This window comes from Neisseria sp. P0022.S010 (genome assembly GCF_051956635.1).
Window position 1 is genome coordinate 1 of the sequence record NZ_JBQCXF010000403.1, and the last position, 2,730, is coordinate 2,730.

At 46.2% G+C, this 2,730-nt stretch carries 3 protein-coding genes; 1 reads left to right on the forward strand and 2 read right to left on the reverse strand.

Going from position 1 to position 2,730, the window contains the following annotated elements; all coding sequences use genetic code 11:
* Positions 1-712, reverse strand: a 712-nt coding sequence (locus tag ACTHUT_RS17335; protein ID WP_440419193.1) for an MFS transporter, incomplete at its 3' end; no start/stop codon positions are given.
* A gap of 273 nt (positions 713-985) precedes the next feature.
* Between ACTHUT_RS17335 and ACTHUT_RS17340 the strand changes: the two genes are divergently transcribed.
* Positions 986-1,399, forward strand: a complete 414-nt coding sequence (locus ACTHUT_RS17340) for a YqaA family protein (protein ID WP_440419195.1) — start codon at positions 986-988, stop codon at positions 1,397-1,399.
* Between the two features lie 65 nt (positions 1,400-1,464).
* On the opposite strand, the gene ACTHUT_RS17345 is transcribed toward ACTHUT_RS17340, so the two are convergent.
* Positions 1,465-2,658 carry an amino acid aminotransferase gene (locus tag ACTHUT_RS17345; RefSeq protein ID WP_440419196.1) on the reverse strand — a complete coding sequence of 398 codons (1,194 nt, stop codon included), beginning with the start codon at positions 2,656-2,658 and terminating at the stop codon, positions 1,465-1,467.
* Between the last annotated feature and the right edge of the window lie 72 nt (positions 2,659-2,730).

A 2,730-nucleotide genomic window follows, 5' to 3' on the forward strand; every position in this document is an offset into this window, starting at 1 on the left:
AGAAAATACCGGCCGCACCAAAAACCAAATGACGGTATTGCCAAACACTGTGTTTGCCATCATGGTTATGTTCGCTCTCTTCTTCGGCAATTTTACGCGCATCAGGCAAACGAATCATTTTGACAAACACAGCCAAAATAATCAGTAAACCGGCCAACCCTAAATACGGAATTTGAACGGAAGAAATTTGCTCGGCTTTGCTGACAGTCTGTGTCGCATCAGCCAAAATCAGGAATGCGCCGATTTGCGGAGCAATGGTCGTACCCAAAGAGTTAAATGCCTGAACCAAAGTCAGTGTTGCAGATTCTTTACCTGGTTTGGACAGCAAAGTCACATAAGGGTTACCCGCTACTTGCAACAGTGTTACACCTGAAGCCAAAATGAACAGCGCACCCAAGAAAGTAGGATAAGAATGGCTGCCGGCGGCAGGATAGAACAACAGACAACCGATAGCAGTCAATAAGAAACCGCCGATCACACCGTTTTTATAGCCAATTTTGCCGACCAAATAACCCATAGGAATCGACATAATCGCGTAAGCGGTAAAGAAGCAGAACTGAATCAGCATCGCCTGAACATAAGTCAGATCAAAAATATCTTTCAGATGCGGAATCAGGATATCGTTCATGCAGGTAATGAAACCCATCATGAAGAAGAGCGTGGTCAGGACGACCAGTGCAGGAGTATGATTTTGTTGTGAATGCACAGACATGATTTGCCTTTCGTTTTGTTAAGACTCGCTAAAAAATGAGCTTGAAGCAGTTCATTAAGCTTAACACCCATTAACAGCCGACAGTATCATATTGATATTTCGTTACTTTGAAAACTATTTTCTGACATCTGACTACATTACCTTTCAGCCGTTTAATTTTAAAAAATTAAATAATATTGGTTTTATATTTTTATACTTTGAAAAATATAGGCATAATCTCCTTTTAAATCCTGCTATTTCTTTTTTACAATACTAATTGATATAACTCAAAAAATGTCCCTACTTTACGCTTACCTAGCCTTGATTGCTTCTGCTTTCACTTCAGCCACACTACTTCCAGGCACATCCGAGGCGGCATATGCCGCATTTGTGTACCAATATCCGCAACATGCCCTCGGCGCATGTTTGTGTGCCAGTTTGGCGAATGGCTTGGGCAGTATGGTTTCGTATTACATGGGCAGAATGTTTCCGGCCAAGAGAAGGCCGTCTGAAAAAGTATTGGCGCGTATACAAAGATGGGGGATTTGGCCGCTATTGTTCGCATGGCTGCCGATTATCGGCGATGCCCTCCCCATTGCCGCAGGCTGGCTCAGGCTCAATTCTTTGCATTGCGCCATCATTCTGATTGCAGGCAAACTGCTGCGCTATGCCATGATTTATTGGGGAATGAGCGCAGTTGCCAGATAAACTTCGACAGCCAAAAATAAAGGCCGTCTGAATGATTCAGACGGCCTTTGCCTTTAATTCGACAATTACAAAACTTTCACAATGCTTTCGCACAGGTAGTCGATGTTGTCATCGGTAATTCCTGCAACATTAATGCGGCCGGAGCGGACGGCATAAATGGCAAACTCGTTTTTCAAACGGTCGACTTGTTCGGGGGTCAAGCCGCTGAAAGAGAACATACCGTTTTGTTCGATAATGAAATCAAAGTCTTGGGTTGCACCTTTGACCTTGAGCAGCTCGACAAATTTTTGGCGCATGGCTTTGATGCGGCCGCGCATTTCATCGAGTTCGGCAATCCATTGTGCTTTCAAATCATCATTTTTCAACACCAGCGCAATGGTGTTCGCACCGTGTGAAGCAGGGTTGGAATACAAGGTACGGATGATGGTTTTGACTTGGCTGTGAGCGCGGGCTGCTGTTTCTTCATCTTCGGCCACCAAAGTGAACGCGCCGACGCGCTCGTTGTACATACCGAAGTTTTTGGAATAAGAGCTGGCAATCAGCAATTCTGTATTGTGTTTCAAGAACACGCGCAAGCCGTAGGCATCTTCTTCCAAACCATTGCCGAAGCCTTGGTAGGCAAAGTCAAACAGTGGCAACCAGCCTTTTTCGGCAGAAAGTTTTGCCAGAGTTTCCCATTGTTCGGGCGTAGGGTCGATGCCGGTAGGGTTGTGGCAGCAGCCGTGCAGCAGGACGATGTCGCCTTTTTGCGCTTGGCTCAAGTCTTCAATCATGCCGTCCCAATCCAAACCGTGTTTGGCGGCATCATAGTAGCGATAAGATTTGTCTTGGATACCGACTGCTTTGGCGATGGCGTTGTGGTTAGGCCAAGTCGGATTGGAAATCCAGATGGTTTGCGCGTTCAACTGACGTTTGGCAAACTCGGCGGCAATACGCAATGCGCCTGTACCGCCAAGGCTTTGCGCTGTTTTGGCACGACGGCTGGCAATGATTTCGTGGTCTTTGCCAAACAGCAGGATTTGGGTTTGCTCGTTGTAGTCGGCAACGCCGTCGATGGTCAGGTAGTTTTTGGTTGTTTCGCTTTCCAACAGGCGTTTTTCAGCCTCTTTGACAGCTTTGACAATAGGCGTCGCACCGGTTGCGTCTTTGTACACGCCGATACCGAGGTTGACTTTCTCCGGACGGGTTTCGGCTTTAAACGCCTCGCCCAAACCTAAAATCGGATCAGCAGGAGCAGCTTCGATATGCTTGAAGAACATGATTTTTCTCTTTACAAGTAGTAAAACGGTTGAAGAAATACAAACTTAGTGCGATTTTACGCCGTTTCAGGC

Excerpts from the sequence above, each read along its gene's own strand:
- ACTHUT_RS17340 (WP_440419195.1), top strand. The coding sequence starts at position 986 with ATGTCCCTACTTTACGCTTACCTAGCCTTGATTGCTTCTGCTTTCACT.
- ACTHUT_RS17345 (WP_440419196.1), bottom strand. The coding sequence starts at position 2,658 with ATGTTCTTCAAGCATATCGAAGCTGCTCCTGCTGATCCGATTTTAGGT.